At 64.2% G+C, this 26,248-nt stretch carries 27 protein-coding genes and 1 tRNA gene; 14 read left to right on the top strand and 14 right to left on the bottom strand.

Annotated elements, in window-relative coordinates:
• From CSAL_RS06285 to CSAL_RS06295, 3 genes are read left to right on the top strand one after another with little or no spacing between them, the layout of a single operon-like run.
• Positions 1-1,242 carry a cysteine desulfurase gene (locus tag CSAL_RS06285; RefSeq protein WP_011506537.1) on the top strand — a complete coding sequence of 414 codons (1,242 nt, stop codon included), beginning with the start codon at positions 1-3 and terminating at the stop codon, positions 1,240-1,242.
• A gap of 10 nt (positions 1,243-1,252) precedes the next feature.
• On the top strand, positions 1,253-1,816 hold the full coding sequence (gene sufT, locus CSAL_RS06290; RefSeq protein ID WP_011506538.1) for a putative Fe-S cluster assembly protein SufT: 564 nt from the start codon (positions 1,253-1,255) through the stop codon (positions 1,814-1,816).
• A 54-nt stretch (positions 1,817-1,870) separates the two neighbouring features.
• Positions 1,871-2,584: a SanA/YdcF family protein gene (locus CSAL_RS06295; RefSeq protein WP_011506539.1), complete on the top strand. Its 714-nt coding sequence runs from the start codon at positions 1,871-1,873 to the stop codon at positions 2,582-2,584.
• A 9-nt stretch (positions 2,585-2,593) separates the two neighbouring features.
• Here CSAL_RS06295 and CSAL_RS06300 read toward each other — a convergent pair whose 3' ends face one another.
• The 4 genes from CSAL_RS06300 to CSAL_RS06315 form a co-directional block, all read right to left on the bottom strand.
• Positions 2,594-3,028 carry a hypothetical protein gene (locus CSAL_RS06300; RefSeq protein WP_011506540.1) on the bottom strand — a complete coding sequence of 145 codons (435 nt, stop codon included), beginning with the start codon at positions 3,026-3,028 and terminating at the stop codon, positions 2,594-2,596.
• A gap of 126 nt (positions 3,029-3,154) precedes the next feature.
• On the bottom strand, positions 3,155-4,063 hold the full coding sequence (gene rimK / locus CSAL_RS06305; RefSeq protein WP_011506541.1) for a 30S ribosomal protein S6--L-glutamate ligase: 909 nt from the start codon (positions 4,061-4,063) through the stop codon (positions 3,155-3,157).
• A gap of 33 nt (positions 4,064-4,096) precedes the next feature.
• Positions 4,097-4,534 carry an ATP-dependent zinc protease family protein gene (locus CSAL_RS06310; RefSeq protein ID WP_011506542.1) on the bottom strand — a complete coding sequence of 146 codons (438 nt, stop codon included), beginning with the start codon at positions 4,532-4,534 and terminating at the stop codon, positions 4,097-4,099.
• A 3-nt stretch (positions 4,535-4,537) separates the two neighbouring features.
• A complete protein-coding gene (locus CSAL_RS06315) occupies positions 4,538-5,572 on the bottom strand; it encodes a DUF3549 family protein (protein WP_011506543.1) in 1,035 nt (344 codons plus the stop codon).
• 281 nt (positions 5,573-5,853) lie between these two features.
• Here CSAL_RS06315 and CSAL_RS06320 point away from each other — a divergent pair, with 281 nt between their 5' ends.
• Positions 5,854-6,180 carry a YqcC family protein gene (locus CSAL_RS06320; protein WP_011506544.1) on the top strand — a complete coding sequence of 109 codons (327 nt, stop codon included), beginning with the start codon at positions 5,854-5,856 and terminating at the stop codon, positions 6,178-6,180.
• Between the two features lie 86 nt (positions 6,181-6,266).
• Here CSAL_RS06320 and CSAL_RS06325 read toward each other — a convergent pair whose 3' ends face one another.
• Entirely contained in the window at positions 6,267-6,854 is a 588-nt protein-coding gene (locus tag CSAL_RS06325; RefSeq protein WP_011506545.1) for an OmpW/AlkL family protein, read from the bottom strand.
• A gap of 248 nt (positions 6,855-7,102) precedes the next feature.
• Here CSAL_RS06325 and CSAL_RS06330 point away from each other — a divergent pair, with 248 nt between their 5' ends.
• Genes CSAL_RS06330 through CSAL_RS06340 form a run of 3 tightly spaced genes read left to right on the top strand, consistent with a single transcriptional unit; the run spans position 7,103 to position 8,817 of the window.
• Positions 7,103-7,387, top strand: a complete 285-nt coding sequence (locus CSAL_RS06330) for a hypothetical protein (protein WP_043558071.1) — start codon at positions 7,103-7,105, stop codon at positions 7,385-7,387.
• A gap of 36 nt (positions 7,388-7,423) precedes the next feature.
• Positions 7,424-8,434, top strand: a complete 1,011-nt coding sequence (locus tag CSAL_RS06335; protein WP_240673328.1) for a glycosyltransferase family 2 protein — start codon at positions 7,424-7,426, stop codon at positions 8,432-8,434.
• A complete protein-coding gene (locus tag CSAL_RS06340; protein WP_011506548.1) occupies positions 8,431-8,817 on the top strand; it encodes a GtrA family protein in 387 nt (128 codons plus the stop codon). Before CSAL_RS06335 ends, CSAL_RS06340 begins: the two co-directional genes overlap by 4 nt.
• 59 nt (positions 8,818-8,876) lie before the next feature.
• On the opposite strand, the gene putP is transcribed toward CSAL_RS06340, so the two are convergent.
• The 9 genes from putP to CSAL_RS06385 form a co-directional block, all read right to left on the bottom strand.
• Positions 8,877-10,367: a sodium/proline symporter PutP gene (gene putP, locus CSAL_RS06345; RefSeq protein WP_011506549.1), complete on the bottom strand. Its 1,491-nt coding sequence runs from the start codon at positions 10,365-10,367 to the stop codon at positions 8,877-8,879.
• Positions 10,368-10,559: 192 nt separating this feature from the next.
• Complete coding sequence (gene putA / locus CSAL_RS06350; protein WP_011506550.1) at positions 10,560-13,751, bottom strand: bifunctional proline dehydrogenase/L-glutamate gamma-semialdehyde dehydrogenase PutA; 3,192 nt, start codon at positions 13,749-13,751, stop codon at positions 10,560-10,562.
• A 192-nt stretch (positions 13,752-13,943) separates the two neighbouring features.
• On the bottom strand, positions 13,944-14,735 hold the full coding sequence (locus CSAL_RS06355) for an AraC family transcriptional regulator (RefSeq protein ID WP_011506551.1): 792 nt from the start codon (positions 14,733-14,735) through the stop codon (positions 13,944-13,946).
• An 84-nt stretch (positions 14,736-14,819) separates the two neighbouring features.
• On the bottom strand, positions 14,820-15,179 hold the full coding sequence (locus CSAL_RS06360) for a hypothetical protein (protein ID WP_011506552.1): 360 nt from the start codon (positions 15,177-15,179) through the stop codon (positions 14,820-14,822).
• Positions 15,180-15,287: 108 nt separating this feature from the next.
• Complete coding sequence (locus CSAL_RS06365; RefSeq protein WP_011506553.1) at positions 15,288-16,292, bottom strand: Bug family tripartite tricarboxylate transporter substrate binding protein; 1,005 nt, start codon at positions 16,290-16,292, stop codon at positions 15,288-15,290.
• A 245-nt stretch (positions 16,293-16,537) separates the two neighbouring features.
• Positions 16,538-16,613: transfer RNA gene (locus CSAL_RS06370), tRNA-Gly, on the bottom strand.
• 225 nt (positions 16,614-16,838) lie between these two features.
• The gene (locus CSAL_RS06375) at positions 16,839-17,249 is read right to left on the bottom strand and encodes a CBS domain-containing protein (protein WP_011506554.1); all 411 of its coding nucleotides are present in this window, start codon (positions 17,247-17,249) and stop codon (positions 16,839-16,841) included.
• 87 nt (positions 17,250-17,336) lie between these two features.
• Complete coding sequence (locus CSAL_RS06380) at positions 17,337-18,806, bottom strand: dihydrolipoyl dehydrogenase (protein ID WP_011506555.1); 1,470 nt, start codon at positions 18,804-18,806, stop codon at positions 17,337-17,339.
• Between the two features lie 92 nt (positions 18,807-18,898).
• A complete protein-coding gene (locus CSAL_RS06385; protein WP_011506556.1) occupies positions 18,899-19,648 on the bottom strand; it encodes a redoxin family protein in 750 nt (249 codons plus the stop codon).
• Between the two features lie 265 nt (positions 19,649-19,913).
• On the opposite strand from CSAL_RS06385, the gene CSAL_RS06390 reads away from it, so the two are divergent.
• The 7 genes from CSAL_RS06390 (at position 19,914) to trpA (ending at position 26,233) form a co-directional block, all read left to right on the top strand.
• Positions 19,914-20,192 carry a hypothetical protein gene (locus tag CSAL_RS06390; protein ID WP_011506557.1) on the top strand — a complete coding sequence of 93 codons (279 nt, stop codon included), beginning with the start codon at positions 19,914-19,916 and terminating at the stop codon, positions 20,190-20,192.
• Positions 20,193-20,306: 114 nt separating this feature from the next.
• Positions 20,307-20,465, top strand: a complete 159-nt coding sequence (locus CSAL_RS17175; RefSeq protein ID WP_011506558.1) for a YqaE/Pmp3 family membrane protein — start codon at positions 20,307-20,309, stop codon at positions 20,463-20,465.
• Positions 20,466-20,638: 173 nt separating this feature from the next.
• Positions 20,639-22,540, top strand: coding sequence for a FimV/HubP-related protein (locus tag CSAL_RS16890; protein ID WP_011506559.1), 1,902 nt, complete (start codon positions 20,639-20,641; stop codon positions 22,538-22,540).
• A gap of 72 nt (positions 22,541-22,612) precedes the next feature.
• Positions 22,613-23,539: a tRNA pseudouridine(38-40) synthase TruA gene (gene truA / locus CSAL_RS06405; protein WP_043558078.1), complete on the top strand. Its 927-nt coding sequence runs from the start codon at positions 22,613-22,615 to the stop codon at positions 23,537-23,539.
• Positions 23,536-24,171 carry a phosphoribosylanthranilate isomerase gene (locus CSAL_RS06410; protein ID WP_011506561.1) on the top strand — a complete coding sequence of 212 codons (636 nt, stop codon included), beginning with the start codon at positions 23,536-23,538 and terminating at the stop codon, positions 24,169-24,171. The genes truA and CSAL_RS06410 overlap by 4 nt, the downstream gene beginning before the upstream one ends.
• Before the next feature lie 11 nt (positions 24,172-24,182).
• Positions 24,183-25,397 carry a tryptophan synthase subunit beta gene (gene trpB, locus CSAL_RS06415; protein WP_011506562.1) on the top strand — a complete coding sequence of 405 codons (1,215 nt, stop codon included), beginning with the start codon at positions 24,183-24,185 and terminating at the stop codon, positions 25,395-25,397.
• A 20-nt stretch (positions 25,398-25,417) separates the two neighbouring features.
• Positions 25,418-26,233: a tryptophan synthase subunit alpha gene (gene trpA, locus CSAL_RS06420; protein ID WP_011506563.1), complete on the top strand. Its 816-nt coding sequence runs from the start codon at positions 25,418-25,420 to the stop codon at positions 26,231-26,233.
• Positions 26,234-26,248: the final 15 nt, after the last annotated feature.

The raw sequence follows: 26,248 nt of genomic DNA on the forward strand, positions 1-26,248 counted from the left end.
ATGAACGCCCTTTCCGAGCCGATGCTGGACGTGGCCCGTGTCCGCCGTGACTTTCCGATTCTCGAGCGGGAAGTGCATGGCAAGCCGCTGATCTATCTGGATAATGCTGCGACCACCCAGACGCCGTCAGCGGTCATCGAGACGCTGGATGATTATTACCGGCGTTACAACGCCAATATTCATCGCGGGCTGCATACCCTGGCCGACGAGGCCACGGCAGCCTATGAAGGTACGCGCGACAAGGTTCGCGCGTGGCTGGGGGCGGCATCGAGTCGCGAAATCATCTTCACCCGGGGCACCACCGAGGCCATCAACCTGGTCGCCAATAGCTGGGGGCGGGCCAACCTGCGTCCGGGGGACGAGATTCTGGTCTCCTTGATGGAGCACCACTCCAATATCGTGCCCTGGCAGATGCTGGCCGAGGCACTGGATGTGACGCTCAAGGTGATCCCCGTCGATGAGCGCGGCGTGCTCGACCAGGCGGCCTATCGTGAATTGCTGGGCGAGCGTACGCGGCTGGTGTGCGTCAATCACGTCTCCAATGCCCTGGGGACCGTCAATCCAGTGGCCGAGATGGCGCGTGAGGCCCATGCCCACGATGCTCTGATTCTCGTCGACGGTGCCCAGGCGGTACCGCATCAGCGTGTCGACGTGCATGCGCTGGGTGTCGATTTCTACGCGTTCTCGGGGCACAAGATGTACGGGCCCACCGGGGTGGGCGTGCTCTACGGCCGCGAAGCGCTGCTCGAAGCGATGCCGCCCTGGCAGGGGGGCGGCGAGATGATCAGCCGTGTGTCCTTCGATCAGGGCACGGTATACAGCGACATACCGCACAAGTTCGAGGCGGGCACGCCGGCCATCGCCGAAGTGATCGCCCTCGGCGCGGCACTGGACTGGGTCGCCGCCACCGGCATCGACATGATGGCGGCCTGGGAAGGGCAGCTTCTCGAGCGCGCCACGGCCAAGTTGCGCGATGTCGAGGGGCTGCGTCTGATCGGGACGGCGCCCGACAAGGTCAGCGTGCTGTCGTTCGTGGTCGATGGCGTGCACGCCCAGGATATCGGCTTGCTGATCGATCAACTGGGCGTGGCCATACGTACCGGGCATCACTGCGCGCAACCCGTCCTGGCCAGCATGGGGCTCGAGGCAACCTGTCGCGCGTCCCTGGCGGCGTACAATACGCCCGAAGAGGTCGACGCGTTCGTCGAGGCCCTGGAGAAAGTCATCGCCATGGTGCGCTAACGGAGACGGCATGGATCAACTGGATAGCCTCTACAAAGGGCAGGAAATGCCCTTGCAGCGCGACGTCAACGCGATCTCGATCCCCTTCGGCAAGAGCGTGACCTTGACCGAAGACAGCATCGTCTCGGTGATGCAGGCCAAGGGCGGTACGGTCAGTGTGGGGTTCGAGGGTCGCATGTTCCTGATCGAGGGTTACGACCTCGACGCTCTCGGGCTCGAGTCGGTGCCGCGCGCGACCTTGCCCGAGCACGTCGACGATGAACAGCTCGAGGCCTTCATCTGGGAGCAGCTGCGGACGTGCTTCGATCCGGAGATTCCGGTCAACATCGTCGACCTGGGGCTGGTCTACGGGTGTCGTATCGAGCACTTGCTCAACGGCGAGACCATGGTGACCATTCGCATGACATTGACCGCGCCCGGATGCGGGATGGGCGAGGTGATCGCCGAGGATGCCAGGCGCAAGATCATGGGCGCGGCGCAAGTCTCCAAGACGCACATCGAGATCGTTTTCGACCCGCCCTGGAGTCGTGAGATGATGACCGAGGAGGCGAAGCTGGAACTGGGCATGTTCTAGCGTTCGCGAGGCGTTGCCCTGACGGGCCCGTGAGCCCTTTCGTTGGAGACAAGCATGCCGCGAGAAAAGAGCCGCCGTGGACTGAAACGGTGGGGGCGGCGACTGTTCAAGTGGTGTCTTGTCGGCGTGGTGTCCGTGCTTGCGGTGGTCGTGGCGCTCAACCTCTGGGTGTTCGCCAAGACCGCCGGGCGCATTCAGCATGACACGCTGCTCTGCGCCACCGAACCGGTCGGCCTGGTCTTCGGTACCGCCGAAGGCCTGCGCGGCGGAGGCCACAACCCCTATTTCACCGCACGCATGGAAGCGGCGGCGCAATTGCTGCGGCTCGGCCACGTGCGCCATCTCCTGCTTTCCGGCGACAATCGCACCCGTTACTACAATGAGCCGATCGCCATGTGGCGGGCTCTGCGGGCACGCAACGTCGCCAGCGACGACATGACCCTGGATTATGCCGGTTTCAGTACCTTCGACAGTGTGGTGCGTGCGCGTCGCATCTTCGGTGTCGAGCACGTGTTGCTGGTTTCTCAGGCCTGGCACCTGCCGCGGGCGCTGTTCATCGCCGATGCGGCGGGGCTGAAGGCGCAGGGCTGTGCGGTTCCCGGGGGGAAAGTCAGCGGCGAGTGGCAGCTCTGGCTGCGCGAGTGGCTGGCGCGAGCGGCTGCCGTCGGCGATCTCTATCTGTGGGGGCGCGATCCCTATTTTCTGGGGCCCCCGGAGACACTGCCGATTTTCGAGCCGCTCAAGGGCAAGGCGGCCGGGGAGGAGTAAGGCCGCCTGTCAGCGCTTGTGCTGGGCGTTGAGCTCGCGGATCAAGGCGCGGCAGTTCTTCCAGCAGCGTTCCAGCGCCGGCTCCAGCGGGTCCGGTAGCGGATGGGTGAACGCCGTGCCCAGGGCCTGCATCAAGACGCGCTCCTGCTCGAGAAGCTCGCCGATCAGCACCTGACTGTCGTTGCCCACGAAGCTCTTGATACGGCTCCACAGCCAGAGGTAATCGTCACGCTCCACGTCGGCATCGCGCGGCAGCAGATCGAGATGCGTCTTGGCGAGTTCCTGCAACTCGCGCAGGGCCTTGCCGCGTTCTTCATAGTGAGGCTTCAAGCTGTCACGCAAAGCGGGGCGCAGGCGCTCGAAGTTATCCTGGAAATAATCGAGACTATCGGCCAGCGCTTCCAGCACGCTGTCCATCGCCACCTGGCGATTATCAAGAAACATGGGCGGTCACCTCCTCCGGTGACGCAAATTGTGCGGGTGGAAACAGCGTTTTGCTACCCCGGGGGTAAGAAAAATTCCCCCGGGGTGAAGGCGCATCGACAGGGGCGTCACCTTCGGGCGCTCGTCCTAGCCTTTGGGCTTGGGGGGCGCCTTGCGGGGCGTGCTGGCGTTCTTCTCGATATACTCGATGATCTGGCCGGCGATGTCCTTGCCCGTGGCGGTCTCGATGCCTTGCAAGCCCGGCGAGGAGTTGACCTCCATGATCACGGGGCCGTGATTGGAGCGTAGTAGATCTACCCCTGCGATGCGCAGCCCCATCGCCTTGGCCGCGCGGATCGCCGTGGAGCGCTCCTCCGGCGTGATGCGGATGACGCTGGCGGTGCCTCCGCGATGCAGGTTGGAGCGGAACTCGCCTTCGGCCGCCTGGCGTTTCATCGCGGCGACGACCTTGTCGCCGATGACCAGGCAACGCACATCGGCGCCCTTGGCTTCCTTGATGTACTCCTGAACCATGATATTGGCTTTCATGCCCATGAACGCCTGAATGACCGACTCGGCTGCCTGGTTGGTTTCGGCGAGCACCACCCCGATCCCCTGGGTGCCTTCCAGCAGCTTGATGACCAGCGGCGCGCCCTTGACCATGGTGATCAGGTCGGGAATGTCATCCGGGGAATGAGCGAAGCCGGTCACCGGCAGCCCCAGCCCCTTGCGTGACAGCAGCTGCAGGGAGCGGAGCTTGTCGCGCGAGCGGGTGATCGACACCGAATCGTTGAGGACATAGGTGCTCATCATCTCGAACTGGCGAAGTACCGCACAGCCATAGAAGGTCACGGAAGCACCGATGCGAGGCACGATGGCGTCGAAGGGCTCGATCTCCTCGCCTTTGTAGTGAATCGACGGCCGGTGGGAGGCAATGTTCATGTAGCAGCGCAGGGTATCGACCACGCGCGCGGTATGCCCACGCGCTTCGGCGGCCTCGACCAGGCGCCGTGTGGAATACAGCCTGCGATTGCGGGAAAGAATGCCAATATGCATGGTCGTCTCCACGTGGTGGCGAGGTCGGTGACATCAAGGCTCGCCGTGCAGGAAGGCCGCGCCGGGCGCGACCAGGAGGCGGCGCAGTGCGCGCCGTCCGAGCAGCATGGGGTGGCGCATGCTGCGACGGTCGGTCAGGGTCAGCTCGATGGGATAGTCGAGCCCGCCGAGCTGCATGTGCGTACGAATGACATAGCGCCACTGCTCGATGCCGTTCGAGCTCCTGACCTTGCGGCGATCGTACAGTGGCAACTCGAGCGCGTGAGAGGGCGCTTCCGGTCCGCCGCCGCGCGTGATGAAACGCACCCAGAGATGGCCTTGCCGCTCGAAGGTTTCGATGTCCTCGGCGTGCAGTGCCGACGTGCGGGCGCCGGTATCGATTTTAGCGCATAGCGTCAGCCCCAGCTCGGGCAGCGTGACCATCTCGCGCCGGCCGATCACGGCCTTGGCTTGATAGGGCAATGCTTTCATGCATCAGTGTTCCAGTTCGGCCAGACGCCGTCCGATGGCGGAGTCGGCACTGGCTTGGCGAAGCGTCATCAGCACCGGCAGGCGCAGGCGTGGCACCAGGGCCAGGTCGCGCACCAGGGCGGTGAAGTTGGCGTTGGGGTTGTCGGCCAGCCGCGTGAGAAAGCGTGGCAAGCGCTGGGCATCCTCGAGATGCGACCAGCCGCGTGCCGCCATGGCGGCGAGCACATCCGGGCCACAGGCGGCATCATCCTCGAGCAACGCATCGTACCAGTCGCCGACACGCGGGTCGCGTCCAGCACCCAGGGCACGAATGATGGCGCACAGCGTTTCCAGGTCGCCTTCGCGAGCGGCACGTTCGGCGCGTTCACGAAGCGGGACCAGACTTGCGTCGACCACGTCGCAATGTTCCATACAGTAGCAGAGCGGCCGCAAGACCTCGACAGGCAAGTGCGCGATTCGCGTGGCCAGCTTGGCTTCGGCCTCGCGTTGCAGGTGGACCACGACATCCGCGATGCCCTGCAAGCCCAGCATTTGCCAGTTGACGTTGGCATCGGCGTCGATGAGATAGGCCTGCGCCAGGCCGTAATGCTGGCTCGTGGGCTGCGCGAAGGCGTGTGCGGCCTGGGCATGCAGCATGGCTTGCTGATGGAGGTCGGGCGTGAAGACCAGCGGGTTGTCGCGCATCAGGTTATCGATTTGTGGCGCATCGTCGCGCCCCACGGTTTCCACCGTACGCCCCAGTGTTTCGAGCAGACGCTCGATGAAGGCATCGCGCGGTCCCGGCACCAGCAGCCCCTGTTCATCGAGCGGCAGCGCCAGGAACCAGATCAGTGGCTCGCTGGACGCGTCGCTCCCCAGGCGAAAGGCACAGGCCAGGCGTGCCTGCCCGTTCCAGGGCAGAGGCCAGGGCGCGTCGCCGGCCTCGAATTCGGCAAGCCGTGTGGTATCGAACGGCGCGACACGACGCCCCATGTCGAAAAGGCGTACCTCCGCGCCGGTGCGTTGGAAGAATTCACTGAGTGTGGTGATCGACTGCATGCTGCCTCCGGAATCGAGGGCGGCACTGTAGCGTTCGAGACGCACGCTGACCAGCCCCCGAGGCATCGTGTTGATCAAAAAATGACCATTCATGCGTGAGCGGCGTCAATCTTGGCCAAGCGAAGGTTGTCCCACGTTTATCCACAATCTCGTCCCAGTGAACTGTGGGCAAGCATGGGGAAAAGGAAGACCCAGCAGGAGCCGACTAGAAAGGCAAGGTGGTCAACCCCCCGTGCGAAGCGCGACAATGGTGGCCGGGATGTTTCACTTCAGGAGATGAGATGACGTCGCATGAAGCCTTGATGGAGGCACTGGAGCGCCTGGTCGCGACCTTGCGCAGCGTCGACATGTGGCGCGTGGAGGAGCCGCCTGCGGCGGCGTTCGACAGCCAGCAGCCGTTCTGCGTGGATACCATGGAACTGCCGCAGTGGTTGCGCTATGTCTTCGTGGCGCGGCTTGAAACGCTGGCCGAGACCGAGGCGCCCTTGCCGGCTACCTGCAGCGTCGCACCGGCGATCGATACCTGGCTGAAGGAGGCCTCGCCCAGTGTGCGGCGGGTGGTCACCGAGGCGGTGGCCGAGGTGGATCGCATCGTGACCGAGGCGTGACGCAGGCTTTCCCTGATGCCTGCCTCTCATACGACAACGCCGGGCCCTGAGGGCCCGGCGTTGTCGCGTTCACGTAGGGTCTTGCCTTAGAAGCGGAAGGTCAGGCCGCCACCCACGGTGACCGGGTCCAGATTCACCTCACCGGCGGAAGCGCCGTTGATGTCGGTATCGGAATCGACATCGGTGTAGCTGGCGAAGCCGTTGAAAGCCAGGTTCTCGGTCACGAACAGATCGACACCCAGCTCACCGACGGCGCCCCAGGAGTCATCCATGGAGACGCTCTGGCCGTTGCTGGCGTGCTCGCTGGAGAACTCGGTGTAGTTCACGCCAGCGCCGGCGTAAGGCTGTACACGCGAGTTGGTGCCGCCCAGCGGATAATACTGCAGCGTCAGGTTGGTCGGGCGCTGCTCGAAGTCGCCGCTGGTGCCGTTGCTGGAGAAGTCGTGCTCGAACTTCTCGCTCGAGGTCAGCGCGACGCCCAGCTTGTCGTGGAAGAGGTAGCCGACGCTGCCCATGAAGCCGTTGTCATCTTCGACGTTGCTGGCGTCGACGTCGGTCTTGGCGATATCGCCACGCACGATGAAGTCGCCTGCGCTATAGGCGAGAGCGGCCTGCGTACCGAAGGCGCAGGAACCGGCAAGGGCGAGGGCGGAAATCAGCTTGATCTTGGTCATGATGGACTCCTTGAGTTGCTTCGCCGTAATAGAACGGCGTTTCCCAATCGACGTCTGCAGTATAGGAAACAGTGTTTTTTTAGTCCAGAAAAATTTTCAAACACTGTTTTCCTCTGCCTGGGGTGAACTATTCGCCATGATGTGCGTGGCATACGCTTCATCGAACCCGGGGCGTGGAACGGCGTCGAACTCGCCAGATGGCGTAAAAGCCTCTTAACTTGCAAGGTGGGCGATGGGGAGAATGAGTGATGGAGCACGTATGGCGTATCGTCGATAGTCGGCTGGCTCCCTGGGGGTCCTTGCTGGCTGCGGCATTGCTGGCGTTCTGGCTGCTGGCGTATCCCGACACGGTCAGGTCACTGGCCTGGCCGGCGCGAGTGGCAACGGTCGTGCTGGGAAGCTGGAGCCTGGGGGGAGGCTTCGCGCATGGCGTGGGGCTCACCGGGGCGCACAAAGGACCTTCATGGTTGCGGCCGCCCTGGTGCTGGGGAGGCATGGCGGTGTTGGTGGCATGGCTGTTTTGGGTGAGCTAGCACAAGCGGAGGAGTGACATGGAGGGTCCCACGGTAGTGTCTGAACATGAAGGTCATGAGGCGTCCCCGCATCGCGCAGCGGGCGATTGGCTGCTATCCATCGTGGTGCCGGTCATGAACGAGGAGGGCGCCATCGGCGCGTTTCTTGCGGCCGTCGACAAGGCGCTCGATGGGCACGTCGCACGCTGGGAGGTCGTGTTCGTCGACGATGGCTCACGCGATGCGACGCTGGCGACCCTGCGCGACGCCAGCCGAGCGGATGCGCGCGTGCGCTATCTGTCGCTGACGCGCAATTTCGGCAAGGAAGCCGCCCTGACGGCGGGACTGGCGCACGCGCACGGCGACGCCATCGTGCCCATGGACGTCGACCTGCAGGATCCCCCGCACGTGATCCTCGAATTCGTGCGCCTGTGGCGTGAAGAAGGATTCGACATGGTGTACGGCGTTCGTGGCACGCGGGAGGAGGATACGCATACCAAGCGTGCCACCGCCGGCTTGTTCTATCGCTTCTTCAACCGCCTGTCGGATACACCGATTCCGCACAATGCCGGGGACTTTCGGCTCATGGACCGGCGAGTGGTGGATGCGCTCAATCGCCTGCCCGAGCGCAGTCGGTTCATGAAAGGATTGTTTTCCTGGCCCGGGTATCGCACCACCGGCGTGCGCTACGCGCGTCCTTCCCGCGAGACGGGCAGCAGCAAGTTCAACTACTGGAAACTTTGGAACTTCGCCCTCGATGGCGTCGTGAGCTTTTCCACCTGGCCACTGCGCATCTGGTCATACTGCGGCGCGGTGATCGCCCTGATTGCCTTCCTGTACATCGTGCTGCTGGTAGGACGCGTGGTGCTGTTCGGCAGCGATGTGCCCGGCTATGCCTCGCTGATGACCGCGATTCTGTTTTTCGGCGGCATGCAACTGCTATCGATCGGCATCCTGGGCGAGTACGTGGGGCGGTTGTTCATCGAGACCAAGCAGCGTCCGTTGTACCTGGTGGCCGAAGACAGCGAGACGCTGCATGCCCCCCGCCGTGAAGGTCCCGCTGCATGAGGCGATTGGCGGGCGAGGCCGGTACCGCGGCCCGTTTCGGGCTGGTGGGCATCGCCGCCACCGGCGTGCACCTGCTGGTGGCCGGCGTGCTGCTCGGGACATGGCCGAGCATGTCCGAATTCCTGGCCAACGTCGTGGCGTTCCTGGCGGCGTTCCAGGTCTCGCTGATGGGACATCGACGCGTCACGTTTCGCCGTCGTGGCCGGGCGAAACGTTTCTTCCTGGTGGCATTGGCGGGGTTCGGTCTCAACAATGGCGTACTGGGCACCTTGCTGGCCACGACGCCGGTGCAGGGGTTCCTCGCCGTGGCCATCGCGACCTTGACGGTGCCAGTGTTGACCTACCTGGCGTCTCGCTTCTGGGCCTTCCGCGAGACGCATTGAAAAAGGGCTCCCGAGGGAGCCCTTGATCGATCGCGCGGCGCATGGAATGCGCATCAGGTTCAGCGGGAGATGTGCTTGTATTCTCCGGCGTCGCTGGTCAGGCTGCTCACCACCAGGATCGCGATGAAGGCAGCGATGAAGCCGGGGATGATCTCGTAAACGCCGGGACCGCCCATGAACGATGCGTTCCAGCCCAGAGAAATCCAGATCATGACCGTAGCGGCACCCACGACCATGCCCGCGATGGCGCCGGCACCGTTCGTGCGCGACCACATCAGCGACAGGATGATCAGCGGACCGAATGCCGCGCCGAAACCTGCCCAGGCGTTGCTCACCAGTCCCAGCACCTGAGAGTCCGGATCGGATGCAATCACGGCCGCCACCAGGCCGACCAGCACGACACTGACCCGGCCGATGCCGACGGTCTCTTTCTCCGTGGCTTCCTTGCGCAGGAACAGGCGGTAGAAGTCTTCGGTCAGCGACGAGGAGGCCACCAGCAACTGGCTGGACACGGTACTCATGATCGCGGCCAGCAATGCGGCGTAGAGGAAGCCGGTGATCAGCGGGTGGAACAGCAGGTCCGCCAGGATGATGAAGATCGTTTCCGGATCCTCTACGTCCATGCCATTGCGGATGGCGTAGGCGCGGCCGAAGATCCCGAGCGAGATCGCGCCGATCAGGGAAATGAGCATCCAGCTCATGCCGATGTTGCGGGCGACGGGCACGTCCTTCAGCGACCGGATGGCCATGAAGCGCACGATGATGTGCGGCTGACCGAAATAGCCCAGGCCCCAGGTCACGGCGGACAACCAGCCGATGAAGGTCAGGCCGTCCGTCCATGACAAGAGCGTGGGGTCGACTTCGTTCAGCGTCTGCGAGGCCTGGGAGAAGCCGCCGCCGCCTTCGCCGAAGATCACGACTGCCGGCATGATCACCAGCGCCAGCATCATGATGCAGCCCTGCACGAAGTCCGTCATGCTCACGGCCAGGAAGCCGCCGACGACCGTGTAGACCAGCACCACGCCCAGGGTGATGATGATGCCTACCGCGTAATCGCTGAGCCCGCCGATGTTGATGACCCCGGAAAACGCGCTTTCGAACAGCTTGCCGCCTGCCACCAGGCCGGACGCCGTGTAGACCGCGAAGAAGACGACGATGACGATGGCGGAAACCGTCCTCAACGACAAGGCCTGGGTCGGGAACCGGTTGGCCAGGAAGGAGGGGATGGTGATCGCGTTGCCATAGTGAACCGTCTGTTCACGCAGTCGTGGCGCGACCAGGAGCCAGTTGAAGAAAGCCCCCACCAGCAGGCCGATGCCGATCCATGCCGAGCCCAGGCCGGAGACGAACATTGCCCCGGGCAGCCCCAGCAGCAGCCAGCCGCTCATGTCCGAAGCGCCGGCCGACAGCGCCGCCACTTTGGGACTGAGGGTACGGCCACCCAGTATGTAGTCTTCGGATGTGGACGTGGACTTGCGCATGGCATAAAGGCCGATGCCGATCATGAGCGCAAAGTAGGCGAAAAGGCTTATCCAGACACCAATAGCCATAAAAACGTCTCCTGTTCTTAGTTATCTTAATTATCAGGCCGGGCGTGGCACCGGCAGTTGTTGGTACGCATACGAGCCAGAACGTCGGTGGCGGGCATCACGAACGGGCCGGGCATGGCGGTGAAGTCGATGGTGGCGTTGTTGTGAGCATCAGCAGATTCCCTACGTTTGTTGTTTGATGACGAGTGGCCGTCACTCGTCTCCCAGCGCGAGCAGAGACGCATTGCCGCCAAGGGCGGCGGTGTTGATGGTACGGGTCTTTTCCGTGGCAAAGCGTTGTAGATAGTGCGGTCCGCCCGCCTTCGGCCCCGTTCCCGAGAGTCCTTGGCCACCGAACGGTTGAACGCCCACGACAGCGCCGATGATATTACGATTGACGTAGACATTGCCCACACGAATTTTTCGCGCTATTTCAGCGGCAAAGGATTCGTTGCGGCTATGCACGCCGAACGTCAGGCCATAGCCCTTGGCGTTGATGGTATCGATGACCTGATCGATATCCGCGCTGCGATACCGGGCAATATGCAATATCGGCCCGAATTGCTCGCGCTCCAGTGCCTCGATGCCTTCGACCTCGAATGCAGTGGGTGCGATGAAGTGACCGTGAGCGATGACATCGGGATCGGGCGTTGCCTCGGCGACCAGGCGGCCTTCCTCCTTGAGGCGTGCGATATAGTCGCTGAGCTGGCGGTGGGCGTCCTCGTCGATTACCGGGCCGACATCCGTGCCCAGCTCGCGTGGGTCGCCGATGTGCAGTTCCGCCATGGCACCCTTGAGGATCTCGATGACCCTGTCGGCGATATCCTCCTGAAGGTACAAGACGCGCAAGGCACTGCAGCGCTGGCCGGCGCTCTGGAACGCCGAGCCCACCACATCGACGACGACCTGTTCGGGAAGCGCGGTGGAGTCGACGATCATGGCGTTCATGCCGCCGGTCTCGGCGATCAGGGTCGGCAACGCGGCGCCTTCGCGATCGGCGAGAGCGCGATTGATGATCTGCGCGGTATCGGTGCCGCCGGTAAAGACCACGCCGGTGATTCGAGCGTCGCCGGTCAGCACGCTGCCCACGGTGGGGCCGTCGCCAGGCAGCAATTGCACCACATCGCGAGGCATGCCGGCTTCATGGAGCAGCTCCACGACGCGATGGGCGATCAACGAGGTCTGCTCGGCGGGCTTGGCCAGCACCGGGTTGCCGGCCACGGCGGCAGCGACCATCTGGCCGCAGAAAATCGCCACCGGGAAATTCCACGGGCTGATGGCGGCGAACACCCCCTTGCCGGAGAGAATCAGCTCGTTGGATTCACCGGTGGGGCCGGGCAGGGGGATCGGTGCGTCGAACATCTCCCGGGCGCGCATGGCGTAATAGCGGCAGAAGTCCACGGCTTCGCGGATTTCGTCGACGCCATCGGTCAGCAGCTTGCCGCCCTCGCGCGAGCACAGTGTCATCAACTCGGCGAGGTGCGTTTCCAGAAGGTCGGCGAAGCGCTCGAGGATCGCCGCGCGCTCCTCGACCGGCGTGTCGGTCCAGCGGGGGAACGCTGCCCAGGCGGCATCCACGGCGCGGCGCGCCTGCTCGCTGGTGGTCCACTGCACGTCACCCACGCGCTGACGCGTGTCGTAGGGGCTGAGCACGTCGTGGCACTGCGCGGCGTCGTCTTCCACCGTGAAGGCGAGCAATGGCTTGGCGTGGTATTCGGTCTCCATGAAGGATGCCATGGCATCGATCAGGGGCTGATACTGACTGTTGATGTTCAAGTTGACACCCTTGGAATTCTTGCGTTTTTCCCCGTAGATGTCGCGCGGCAACGGAATCCGGGAGTTGGCATAGGTTTCGTATTGCGACAGGGTCTCCAGCGGATGGACGCAGAGACTTTCCACCGGCACGCGGGGATCGACCAGCTGGTGGACGAAGGACGAGTTGGCACCGTTTTCCAGCAGGCGCCGGACGAGGTAGGGCAGCAGGTCCTTGTGTGCGCCGACCGGCGCGTAGATACGGCAGTAGGTGCCCTGGGGGGCGCGCTTGAGGGCGACTTCATAGAGCGCCTCGCCCATGCCGTGCAGACGCTGGAACTCGAAATGCCGACCCGCATCGTTGGCGAGCTCCAGGATGGTGCTGATGGTATGGGCGTTGTGCGTGGCGAACTGCGGGAAGATGCGCCCGCGGGTCTCCTCCGAGAGAAGAAAGTGCACGCATGCGAGATAGGCGACATCGGTCCCCGCCTTGCGCGTGAACACCGGATAGCCGTCGAGCCCTTGCTGCTGGGCCTCCTTGATCTCGGTATCCCAGTAGGCGCCCTTGACCAGGCGCAGCGGGATCTCGTCGCCGCATTGATCGGCCAGACGATTGAGGTAATGCAGCACCGGCAGAGCGCGTTTCGAATACGCTTGCACGACCAGGCCGAAGTGGCCCCAGCCACGACATACATCGCTTTCGAAGACGGCGCGGAATACCTCGAGTGACAACTCGAGGCGATCGGCCTCCTCGGCATCGATGGTAATGGCGACCTCATTCTCGCGGGCCAGGGTGACGAGCTGGCGGACGCTGTCGACGAGCTCGTCGAGCACCTGGCTGCGGCGGCCGAACTCGTAGCGCGGGTGCAGCGCCGAGAGCTTGATCGAGACCGAGGGCGACGGTGTCTTGGCGTCCAGCTTGCGGCTGGTGGCGCCGACCCGCGCGATGGCATTGGCGTAATCGTCGTAATAGCGCCCGGCGTCGGGGCGCGTGCGCGCGGCTTCGCCGAGCATGTCGTAGGAGTAGGTGTACCCCTTGTCGAACAGCGGCTGCGAGCGCTTCAGGGCCTCGTCGATGGTACGTCCGAGCACGAACTGCTTGCCCATGATCTTCATCGCCTGGTACATGGCGCGACGAATCACCGGCTCGCCCATGCGGTTGACCATCTTGTTGATGAAGTTGGCGGGCTTGCCCTCGCGCGGATGATCGAGCTGAAGGACACGGCCGGTCATCAGCAGCCCCCAGGTGGACGCATTGACGAACCAGGACTCGCTCTGGCCGACGTGTGCCTTCCAGTCGGCGGGGCCCAGCTTGTCTTCGATCAAGGCGTCCGCGGTGGCCTTGTCGGGGATGCGCAGCATCGCCTCGGCCAGACACATCAGCATCAAGCCTTCATGGGTATCGAGGCTGTATTCCTGAAGCAGCTCGTCGATGGAGTCGACTGCCGTATCCATGTCGCGGACGTCGCGTACCAGTTCGGCGGTCTGCGCGGCGATGCGTTTGAAATCCTCGTCGTCGCTGCGCAGCACCGCGGCCAGTTCGGCGACATAGGCATTCTCGTCGACACTGTAATGATCGCTGACACGTGCAAAGAGCGTGTCGAGCTCATCGTTCCAGGTGGCGTTTTCCAGCATGGTATTGGCATTCAGCATGTCATGACCCCGTGATGATCGGCGACGCGATAATGAAGGAGGGCGTGCGGAGTCGGCGCCGGTATGACGGCGTCCTTGTTGTGTCAGTCATCCTCGACTTTAGAGTGGGTCAGTGCGTCGAGTCTTGCCAATTTCTCGGGTCGGCGTGTCAAAAAACCCGCTAGGCGACGCTGAGGGGTTGAATCTTAGACGTTAGTCGATGTTGTGATGAGTAGCCGCCAATGGCGTCGCCCCATTGCGCCGCAATCGAGACGGTGGCTGACCGTAGTGGCGGCGGAAGGCGTGCGAGAGGGCGCTTTGGCTGGCGAAGCCGGTACGCGCTGCGACGTCGCTGAGCGGGATGGCGGCGCCACGCAGGAGCGCGCTGGCGTGTTCGAGTCGCCGACGCAACAAGTATTGATAGGGCGTCAGTCCCGTGTGCCGGCGGAACCGCTCGCTGAAGTGGGCTTCGCTCAGGCACGCCAGGCGAGCCAGGTCGCCGACCGTGATGCGTTCGGCGAGGTGGTTTTCGATATAACGGTCGATGGCATCGAGAGCCAGGGGGCGACCCGACGCGAGAGGGTGAAAGTCCGGGGCCAGGCGAGCGTGAAGACAGCTCAGGAACGTCGTGGCGAGGAGTTCGCCATCGGCGTGACGCGGTTGCGACATTTCCTGCACCACGAAATTGAGGTAGTTGCGCAAGGGGTCGTCGAGCGTGAAGTAGCGCGGCGCATCGAACAGTCGGGCCAGTTCGCGGTGGGCGCCCGTCAACGAGGGGGCATCGTCGGGGAGGTCGAGGATCAACTGGCGATTGTCGCCGATGCCCTCGTAGTAGTGCACATGACTGGTAGGCACGATGCATCCGGAAAGCGGCGCAATGGTGCCGCCCAGGCCCTCGATCTCGAACTCGGCATGCCCGGCGAGGCCGATGACGATCTGGTGGAAGGCATGATCGTGATGCTTGACCGCATTGTCGAGCGGTGTCAGACGGATGCTGCTGGTCATGGCGGCCCTCCTGAAGTTCGCAGTGGGCGTGACGTGTGCCCAGTGGGCATGGCGCAACGGCACCCTGAGCCTATCATGGGCAGGTCAGGCCTCGCGCAATGCCATGCGCGCCCGCAGATGATCGCGCAACGCCTCGAGTTCATCGCGTCCGACGCGTGACAGCAGCGACCCGCCTTGTGCCACCTGCCAGGGACGGCCGTGCTCTTCCATCAAGTGCTGGGCGCGACGGCGTATGCTCTCGAGGTACTCGTCGTGGCGGATCGGGTAATCGACGACCGTATGCCACTCGGCCACGCTCACACGCTTGTCCAGTGTCTTGTCGAACACGTCGAGCAAGTGAACGGGCTCGGTGCGGTAACGTGGCGTGCGGCTGAGCATCAGCATCGCCACGGTGCCGACCAGAATCGTCAGGCAGACGACGAAAACCAGCAAGAAAAGAAGCATGATGCGATGAGAGGCCGAAACGTTTGCGAAGCCACGAGTCTAGCATGTCCCCCACGGGTTGGCCGAGACGTGTGCCGATGGCCGTGGAATCCGGCCATCGGCGACAGGTCATGACGCGACCAGGCCCAGCGTTTCCGAGAGTTCGCGAATGTCGTTGACCTGCTTTTCGACGAAGCGCTCCATGTCGTCTCCGGATTTGTGGAATGGCAGCAGGCCGTTGGTCTTCATGATCTGCTTCCACTGTGCGGAGTCGTACAGGGTATCGAGCGTCTCTTTCCAGTCCGCATAAGCGGCATCGGAGACGCCGCCGGGCACGTAGAAGCCCCGCCAATTGGGTGCCACGACGTCGATGCCCTGCTCGCGCGCGGTAGGAACATCGCTCAGTTCACCCGGCAGGCGCTCTTCCGAGAAGACAGCCAGCAGGCGCAGGTCGCCGCTTTCGACGAAGCTCATGGCTTCGGAGACGTCGCCGGTAAAGGCGTCGAGGTGGCCTCCCAGCAACTGGGTAATGGCGACGGAGCCGGAGTCGAAGGCCAGATACTTGATATCGCGCAGGTCGTCGATACCGGCTTCCCGGGCGGCCATCAATACCTTCAGATGATCGAAGCCGCCGACGACGTCACCGCCCGAGAAACTGACGCTCTGCGGGTTCTTCTCGAGTGCATCGAGCAACTCGGCCAAATCGTCGTAGGGGGAGTCTTCGGGCACCGCGACGATGCCATAGTCGGCGCCCATGGCATTGACCCAGCGGACCTGGTCGCGATCGCCACCCGCATAGCGGCGTTGGGCCAGACGCGTGGTGGTGGCAGTGGAGGCTGCGACGATCAGGTCGTTGTCGTCATTGCGCTTGGCGCGCACATGACTGAAGGCCACACCGCCGCTGGCGCCGGGAATGTTGACGGTTTGCATGCCGGCGGGAATCAGGTCGAGTTCCTGCAAGGCGCGCGCCGTGGCCCGGCAGGTGAAATCCCATCCTCCGCCGGGTTTGGCGGGTGCGATGCAGTCGGTCTTGCCCTCGGGGGCCGCGTGAACATCGAAGGCGCTCAGGGCCAAGGGCAAGCTGCAAAGCATGGCGCCCAGCCATGCCCGGGTGTTGCGTGGAAAAGTCGTCATGGTGTTTTCATCTTTAGCGTGAGTGTCCAGCAGCGTGATTCTGCCCAAAAGTCTCCATGCGCGCGACTCGACCATCGGCGAGGCGTGGAGGGCGGACGAACAGGACAGGCGATGCCTGACGGTACGGCGAGAAAACAACATGGGGGAGCGTGCTAAGAGGGGCGATTGGATGGCGTTCTACCGGACTGGCGCACCAGCTCGCGGTTCTTTGGGCTGCTCGAATATTTCATGGGGCCATGGGGGGATGGAGCGGGCAACGAGGCTCGAACTCGCGACCCTCAGCTTGGGAAGCTGATGCTCTACCAACTGAGCTATGCCCGCTCGACGGGAAGGGATGTTAATCAAGCGTGGCGTGGCTTGGCAAGCCCGATGAGCGCTCCGGCGAGCAAAAAAATTCACGCTGGTGGAACTTTTGCCGTCAGCGGGGTCAGAGTAAGGCAAGAGACGTTATTTCCCGGCAGTCGCTAGGGTATTCGTTTTGAGCTTACTGTTCTCGATTGACCGCCGCGCCCTGCGCGGCGGTTTTTTTATGGCGGGCGGCGGGGCTCAGCAGCGGCTGCGCATCTGCAGCAATGCCGCCAGTATTTCGCGTCGCGTCACCAGGCCCACGACATGCCCCTCGTCGACGACGGGGTAGACCTTGGGGCGTTCGCCACGCATGGATTCGGCCAGGTCGACGATGCTCTTGTCCGGCGTGACGGTCAGCACGACCTCACGCATCAGTTCGCCCACCAGCGACGGCTCGCCGCAATGGTAAGCGCTGTCGAGCAGTTGCCCCAGCACATCCTGTTCCGAGATGAAGCCGATCAAGCGGTCGTTGGCATCGACCACCGGCGCCCCGGGGAGCCGGTGGCGTGCCAGGCCGTCGGCCAGCGTGGAGATCGAGGTGTCGGCGGTGACGCGGTAACCATCGCGTAGCATGATATCGCCGACAACGGCGGGGGATGAGCGCGTCATGGCAGGTCTCCTAAGCATCGGCGGGCATGACGCCGTGGCGGCGTCATGCCGTTGGCGTTGCACCGCGCGGAGCACGGTGCGAGAACGTCAGTCGCCCGGTCCGCACTCCATGCAGCGCTCGACCACCGCCGGCCCCAGCTGGAGCCTGGCGTTGAGATCGCGCAATGCGGTGCGCAAGCCTTCCTCGACGACCGGGTGATAAAACGGCATCTCCAGCATCTCGCTGACGGTCAGGCGTTGCTGGTGCGCCCAGGCCAGCAGGTGTCCGAGGTGCTCGGCGCGTGGTCCGAAGATCTCGGCACCCAGGAACAAGCCGGATCCCTGCTCGGCATAGACGTGCATCAGCCCCTTGTTCATGCGCATGACCCGTGAACGGCCCTGGTTTTCGAAGGATACTTCACCGACCGCGAAGCAGTCACAGTCGCCATAGCGCGTCTCAAGTTGAGGATAGCTCATTCCCACGGTGGCGATTTGCGGATCGCTGAAGACCACGCCCAGCGGCGTGCGCCGATGCCCGGCGCGCACATCGGGATAGCGCCCCGCATTGTCGCCGGCGATGCGCCCCTCGTCCGAGGCTTCGTGGAGCAGCGGTAGCTCGTGATTGGCATCGCCGGCGATGAATACATGACTCGGCGCGCCGTCGTCACCCCGGCATTGCAGTGTATGGCGGTTGTAGACCGGGACGCCGCGTGCATCGAGCTTGAGGTGCGCGGCCTCGATGTCGAGCTTGTCGACGTTGGGGCGCCGGCCGGTGGCCGCGAGCAGGTAGTCGAAGCGTTCGGTCAGGCGCTCGCCGGTGGTACGTTCGATGAAGGTAATGACCACGCTGTCACCGTCACGCTCGATGGACTCGACGGTGGCATCGGGATCGACGTACAGCTCATCGTTGAATGCACGTTCGGCATAGTCGCGAATCTCGGCGTCCTGCAACGGGCCGAGGGCGCCACCGACACCGAAGATGCGCAGGCGCACACCGAGCCGGTGCAAGGCCTGGCCCAGTTCCAGGCCGATGACACCGGGGCCGAACAGAGCCACCGATTCCGGCAGGGTCTCCCATTCGAAGACGTCGTCGTTGATGACCAGGCGGTCGCCCGCGGCCTCGAAGAAACTGGGGTAGGTCGGGGTGGAACCGCTGGCGATGACCACCTTCTTCGCCTCGACACGGGTTTCTTCATCGACGATCAGGGTATGGGCATCGGCGAAGCGCGCGTAGCCGCGCAGTTTGTCCGCCTCGGGAATGCCTTCCACCGACTCGATGACGAAGCCGACGAAACGGTCGCGCTCGCGGCGTACGCGGTCCATCACCGCACGGCCATCGACGCTTACTTCGCCGCTGACGTTGATCCCGAAGGGCGCCGTGTCACGAGCGTGGTGCGCGGCCTCGGCGGCGGCGATCAGCAGCTTGGAGGGCATGCAGCCCACACGAGCGCAGGTCGTGCCATAGGGGCCGCCCTCGATCATGACCACCGAGTCGGTGTGTGCCTTGGCGGCTCGGTAGGCGCCGAGTCCTGCCGTGCCGGCACCGATGATGGCGACATCCACCTTGCGTACTTCCATGCGTATTTCCTTTTATCCTCGTGAGTTTCAAGACGATGATGAAGACCACGGCGACCGTCTTGCCGTGGCATGGACGACAGGCCGCATGAGCGTCAGGCCGTTGCGCGCTCGGCGAAAAAACGCGTGACGTCATCGGCGCCGCCGATGTATTCGCCGTCGATCCAGACCTGCGGCACACTGGCACGTCCGGTCATGGCGCGCAGTGAGCGGCTGGTGACGTCGCGCTGACCCACACCGATTTCCTCGTAGCCGATGCCGTGACGCTGCAACTGTTCCTTGGCGCGCGTGCAATAAGGGCAGCCGGGCTTGGTGAAGAGCGTGGCGAAGCTGGGGCGTCCGGCCTCGGGGTTGAGATAGTCGAGCATGGTGTCGGCATCGGAGACCTCGAAGGGGTCGCCGGGAAGATCGGGCTCGACGAACAGCTTCTCGATCACGCCGTTACGCACCAGCATGGCGTAGCGCCGGGAGCGTTGGCCGAATCCCTGGCCGGACTTGTCCACCAGCATGCCCATTCCGGCGGTGAACTCGCCGTTGCCGTCACCGATCAGCGTGAGATTCTCGGCTTCCTGATGCTGGCCCCAGGCTTCCATCACGAAGGGATCGTTGACCGACAGGCAGACGATGTCGTCGATGCCGCTGGTATAGAAACGGTCGGCAAGTTCGTTGTAGCGCGGCAGATGATTCGACGAGCACGTGGGGGTATAGGCGCCGGGCAGAGCGAACAAGACCACGTTGCGGCCCTTGAACAGCGCTTCGCTGGTCACGTCGATGAGGTGGCCGTCACGACGTACCTTGAAGGTGACATCGGGTACGGATTGGCCTTCACGGGAATCGAGCGTCATGCCCCCTCCTGCTGGAAATGCAAATGTCGGTGCCGACCTCGTCGCTGCGAGACGACTGGGCGCGGCTCAGGAAAAACGCCACTCAGTATGCCGAGAGGGCAAAACATGATGAATTTGATTAAACCGAAAGCTTTGATAGAGAAAAACGATAAATGAGTGGGGCATTGAAAAGGGCAGGCCTCTTGAAAGCAGCGCGTACGCCTTCACCTAAAGGAGTGATACGCTATAGTGAGTCAGCGGTGGTGAACCCATCCCGGGAGGTGGCATGAACGCACGCGATTACCTGGCCAAGCAGGGCATCGGTCTCGACAAGGAGGAGGACAAGCCTCATACGCTCGAGGAGCTCGCCTGGGCGCGCGCCCGCGGCGCCGGAAGTCAACGGCCCCGCAGTGGTACGCCTCATGACTGGGAAGACTGGGAGCGCCATCATGAAACGCTGGCGGCCGGAGCCGAGTCGGTGCGCCAGAAAGTCGATCCCGAGGCGCATTCACAGGCACCTGGCGTCGAGCATTTCGATCCCAAGACGCAAGGCACGTCGTCATGACGTTTTCACGGCCGGGGGGAGTGTCCGTCTGCCCGGCACGAACGCCACGTAGCGAAACCGGCGGGGAGAACGCCCCGCATTTACTCTGAAAGGACGCATTCAAGGAGAGGATGTATGGATATTATCCGCATTATTCTGGCCATTCTGTTGCCGCCGCTGGGGGTTTTCCTGCAGGTCGGGTTCGGACTGCATTTCTGGCTCAATATCTTGCTGACGTTGCTGGGGTACATTCCCGGGATCATTCACGCCGTCTGGGTCATCGCCACGCGCTGACCGCCACGGGCCGGTGGCGTGAAGCGGTACAAGGCCAATACCATGAGGCATGAGACGAGCCCGCCCCTGGCGGGCTCGTCTCGTTACACGGAGGCTGGCATGAGGCGCCATGCTGCGAGGTATGATAAAACTCAGTCCATGATTGTCATCGTTCGCCGCTTTTGAGAGGGCTCATGCTGCGCAAGCTTGTCCTGGCATCTTGTCTCGTCTTGGCCGGTATCGGTACTGCGGTCCCTTCTGCCTGGGGCGTCGGTGTGGAAGCTCCCCGCGTCACGTCCTTGCTTCACCAGCCGTTGCGCGCCGTACTGCCGTTGTCGGGAGCGGAAGGCATCGCGCCTCGTCGCTTCGAGGTACACCTCGCCGACGCGGCGGCCTTCGAGGCGGCGGGCGTCGACACTTCAGCCCTGGCTCTGCCATTGCGCGTGACGGTGCCCGAAGGGGGAGCGTCGCCGCGCATTCTGATCACCAGCGAAACGCCGGTGACGCAGTCGTACCTCGAGTTGCTGTTGTCGATTTCCTGGCCCGGGGGTCGGCTGCAAGCCCCCGTGACCCTGCTGCTCGATCCGCCCGGTTATGCGCTGACGAGCCATGCGGGGGGCGAGCGAGCATCATCTTCTCAGCGCCAGACCTCGCGTCCGAAGGCCGACGCCCAAGCCGTGAGTGCCTCGTCGCCAGCGCCGGCACCGACAGCAGCGGCCGCGCCAGCCGCGAAGCCGGCGAGCGAGGCGTCGCGTGCCGCCGAGCTGGAAGCGGCGTTGCAGGCTCTGCGGGTTCGTCTGGCACGCGTCGAGCACGAACGCGATGCGCTGGCCGAACGCCTCGCGGCCCGCGAGTCACCGAGGCCCGCGACCGTGGCCGATTTGTCTGGCGTGGCGGCATTGTTGGCACAAGCACCTGCTGCGACATCCTCTTCCGAGCCTGCTGCCGCCACGTCCACGGCGGCATCCGAGGCCGCTTCTTCGGGCGGCGCGGCGGTCGAGCAGGCGCCTCCCGAGGCGACGCCGGGGGAAGACGCCGGGTTTTCCTGGTTGCTGCCGCTGCAACTCGCCTTGCTGGCGGCCCTGGTAACCTTGCTGGGTATCTGGGGATGGCAGCGGTGGCGGCGTGGACGCGAGGCCACCTATCAGGAAGTCGCGAATCAGCTGGGCGCAACGGAGACGGGGGCCAAGGCGCGACCGGGGCTCGGGAAGGACGATGGCCCGGAAACCGCGACCATCGATGAAGCCGATATCTACATGGCCTATGGGCGTTACGATCAGGCAAGAGAGTGGTTGCAGGCGCGCCTGGCGGAACAGGAGAGCACCGAGCTGCGGCTCAAGCTGTTGACGGCGCTGGGAGAGCTGGGCGAGATGACGGCGATGGCTCGGGAAGCCGAGCGTTTCGCACCGTCGGCCGATGCCGAGACGCGGCGCGAGGCCGACGCCTTGCTTGCGCATTATCGGCAACTGGCCAGCACTCGGGCCGATGCCGCGCCGCAGGCGTCGGCGGGAGCCTCGGAAGTGGACCGGCTGTTCGAGGACGCTGCCCCGACGCCCCGAGAGCCGGAGGACGGAGCGCCCGCGACGGCGGCAGAAGTACCCGCCGAGCGCGACGTTTCGCCGTCTGCATCGGCAACGCCCGAGGCTTTCGAGGCACGCCCGCCATCGACGCGTGTCGAGCATGGCGAGGACGAGGCGCCCGCGACGTCCCCGGTGGACGAAGCGGCAACACCGGCTCCGCGTCCCGATGCCGAGGCGCAGCCTCTCGAGTTCGAGCCGCCCGAGATTCCCGAGGCTCCTTCGCGACTGGACTACCAGTTGCCCGACGTGGAGACGGGGGACGAGGACGACGCCCCGGAACGGTTGTCGACCCTGGCGCACGACACGTCCGGCTGGGAAGTCGAGGAAGTGGCATTCGAGCCGCGGGATCTGGATAATGAACGCCCCGCCGAGGCATTGGCGGAAGCGCGTCATCTGTTGGCCGAGGAGGGCGGAGGCGAGCGTGCCAGGGCGCTGCTGGCCGTCGCCGCGCGCGCCGAGGACGAGCAGGTGTCGCATGAGGCCAAGGCGCTGATGCGTAGCCACGATGCCGTATGAGCGCATCGCTTTGCTGCCGGGCGTCGGGCCGTTCCGTGATCGATATTCGAGGGTTTCGCGTGGCTGATTTCGATGGCATTTTTTGAGTTTCAGGATGATCGCCAGCCGCTACAGGGGCGCCTTGCCATGGGCGTCGAGTATGATGGCAGTGCGTATTGTGGCTGGCAGCGGCTCAAGCACGCTGCATCGGTGCAGGGGACGCTGGAAGCCGCGCTGTCGCGGATCGCCAATGCGCCGGTTCAGGTCCTGTGCAGCGGGCGGACCGACAGTGGCGTGCATGCGACGCGCCAGGTGGTGCATTTCGACGCCCCGGTGACACGCACCCAGAAGGCTTGGCTCTTCGGTGCCAATGCCAACCTGCCGCGCGATGTCGCGGTACGCTGGGTCGTGCCGGTCGCCGACGATTTCCATGCACGCCTCTCCGCACTGGCCCGGCGCTATCGCTACGTGATCCTCAATCAGCCATCGCGGCCGGTGCTGGAGCGCGCCAATGCGACCTGGTGCCGTGAGCCTCTGGATGCCGAGCGCATGCATGCCGCTGCCCAGGCGCTGGTCGGCGAGCATGACTTTTCCAGTTTTCGTGCCGCGGGTTGTCAGTCGAAGAGCCGGTGGCGGCATGTGCACTTCATCGAGGTGCGTCGCTATGGCCAACTGGTGGTGATCGACATTCAGGCCAATGCCTTCTTGCATCACATGATTCGCAATATCGCCGGCGCCCTGGTGGCGGTCGGGCGGGGCGATCACTCGACCGGTTACCTCGGCGAGCTGCTGGCGCTTCGCGACCGGACGCAAGGCAATGTCACGGCGCCGGGATGTGGACTGCATTTCGTCGATGCGCTGTATGACGAGCGCTTCGTGTTGCCGAAGGAGCCGCTGGGGCCCAATCTGCTGGCGTTTCTCGGCGAGTGGACCGGGGAGCGCCGCCTGCCCGATAGCGAGTGGGCGCGAGCGCGGCGTCAGCGTCGTGTCCATCCGCCGCGCCGGGAGGTGTCATCATGACGTCGCCGATGCAGCGTACGCGCGTCAAGATCTGCGGCCTGACCCGGGAGGAGGACATCGACGCCGCGGTGGCGGCGGGCGCCGATGCGCTGGGGTTCGTCCTGTGGCCGGGCAGCTCGCGGGCCATCGACGAAGCCCGGCTGGCGCGCCTGGCCGCCCGCGTGCCGGCGTTCGTGACCCGGGTGGGGCTGTTCGTCGACCAGGCCGATGACGAGATTCGGCGCTACGCACGCCACCTGGATCTCGTGCAGCTCCACGGCAACGAATCCCCCGACGACTGCGCGCGTCTCGATACTCCCTGGATCAAGGCACTGCGCATGCGCGACGGCATCGACCTGCATGCCGAGATGTCCCGTTACGATGCGGCGCGCGGTCTGCTGCTGGATGCCTACCGCCCCGGCGTTCCCGGAGGCACCGGGGAGACCTTCGACTGGTCGCGAATCCCCGCAAACCTGGCAAAACCTGTTATTCTCGCGGGAGGCTTGACGGCGGACAACGTCGCCGAAGCCATTCACCGGGTCCGGCCCTATGCCGTCGACGTCTCGGGAGGCGTCGAGGCGGCAAAGGGTCTCAAGGATCCTGCGCGCATCCGGGCATTTCTGTCCCAAGTGTCCCATACCCAAGCCCCATAGAGGTGTCATTCGTGACCAAGTTCAGCGACCTGACCCGAATGCCGGACGCCCAAGGCCATTTCGGCCCGCACGGTGGCCGGTTCGTTTCGGAGACTCTGAGCTTCGCCCTGGAGGAGTTGGAGAAGGCCTACATGAGCCTTCGCGACGATGCCGACTTCCAGGCCGAATTCGACCGTGACCTGGCTCATTACGTGGGCCGCCCGTCTCCGCTGTATCACGCACAGCGATGGTCCCAGCAGCTCGGCGGTGCGCAGATCTGGCTCAAGCGCGAGGATCTCAACCACACCGGGGCCCACAAGGTGAACAACACCATCGGCCAGGCGCTGCTCGCCAAGAAGAGCGGCAAGCCTCGGGTCATCGCCGAAACCGGTGCCGGCCAGCATGGCGTGGCCACGGCCACCGTCGCCGCGCGGCTGGGGCTCAAGTGCGAGATCTACATGGGGGCCGAGGACGTCGAGCGCCAGAAGCTCAACGTCTATCGCATGCGCCTGCTGGGGGCCGAAGTGCATCCGGTCGAGTCCGGGTCGCGAACCCTCAAGGACGCCATGAACGAGGCGCTGCGCGACTGGGTGACCAATGTCGACGATACCTTCTACATCATCGGTACCGTGGCCGGCCCGCATCCTTATCCGGCCATGGTGCGCGACTTCACGTCGGTGATCGGTCGCGAAGCGCGCGAGCAGAGCTTTGCTCAGATCGGTCGCCTGCCGGATGCCCTGGTGGCCTGTGTCGGCGGCGGTTCCAATGCCATCGGCCTGTTCTATCCCTTCCTCGAGGACGAGGACGTGGCCATGTACGGTGTCGAAGCCGGCGGCGACGGTGTCGAGACCGGGCGTCACGCCGCGCCGCTGACCGCCAATGCCCCCAGCGGGGTGCTGCATGGCAACCGGACCTACCTGATGTCCGACGAGGGGGGGCAGGTCTCGGATACGCACTCGATCTCTGCCGGGCTCGACTATCCTGGTGTCGGCCCCGAGCATGCGCTGTGGAAGGATGTCGGCCGGGTTCAGTACGTGGCGGCCAACGACGACGCGGTTCTTGCCGCGTTCCGCGAGCTGACGCGCGTCGAGGGTATTATGCCCGCGCTGGAGTCGGCCCATGCCCTGGCGCATGCCAAGGTTCTGGCACCGACCATGCGTCCCGACCAGCACATCATCGTCAATCTCTCCGGGCGTGGCGACAAGGACATCCACACGGTGGCCAAGATCGACGGTCTGGAATTCTAAGCGCTGGCGGAGACATGACTATGAATCGTATCGATAAACGCTTCGCGGCGCTCAAGTCTCAACAGCGCCGCGCGTTGATTCCTTATATCACCGCGGGCGATCCGGCGCCGCAGCATACCGTGGGGTTCATGCACGCCTGCGTCGAGGCTGGCGCCGACGTGCTGGAGCTGGGCGTGCCGTTTTCCGACCCCATGGCCGATGGCCCGGTGATCCAGAAAGCCTGCGAGCGTGCGCTCGCCAAGGGCACGCGGTTGACCGATGTTCTCGACATGGTCGCGACGTTTCGCGCCACCGATGCGGAAACGCCCGTGGTCCTGATGGGGTATCTCAACCCCGTCGAGCGCATGGGATACGAGCATTTCGCGCGGCGCGCGCGGGAGGCGGGCGTCGACGGCGTGCTGATGGTCGACATGCCGCCGGAGGAGATGGCTGAGGTCGCACCGCTGTTCTCCGAGCACGGGCTGCAGTCGATCTTTCTGCTTGCCCCTACCACCTCGCCGTCGCGGGCCGCTACAATATGTCGACATGGCGAAGGCTATCTGTACTACGTATCGCTCAAGGGCGTTACCGGTGCCGCCTCGCTGGACGTCGATGCCGTCGAGCGCCAGTTGGCGCCGCTTCGCGAGATGACCGACCTGCCGCTATGCGTCGGGTTCGGGATTCGGGATGGCGACACGGCGGCGGCAGTGGGCCGGGTGGCCGACGGGGTCATCGTCGGCAGTGCTCTGGTGTCGCGCATCGCCGAAAACGCCGAGACCCCCGAGGCCATACCGGCGGCGCTCAAGGCGGTGCTCGGCGACATGCGCGATGCGCTGGACCGTTCCGACGGCCGCTGATGCCCTACGGCATTC

This window comes from Chromohalobacter israelensis DSM 3043 (assembly GCF_000055785.1).
GTDB lineage: Bacteria > Pseudomonadota > Gammaproteobacteria > Pseudomonadales > Halomonadaceae > Chromohalobacter > Chromohalobacter israelensis.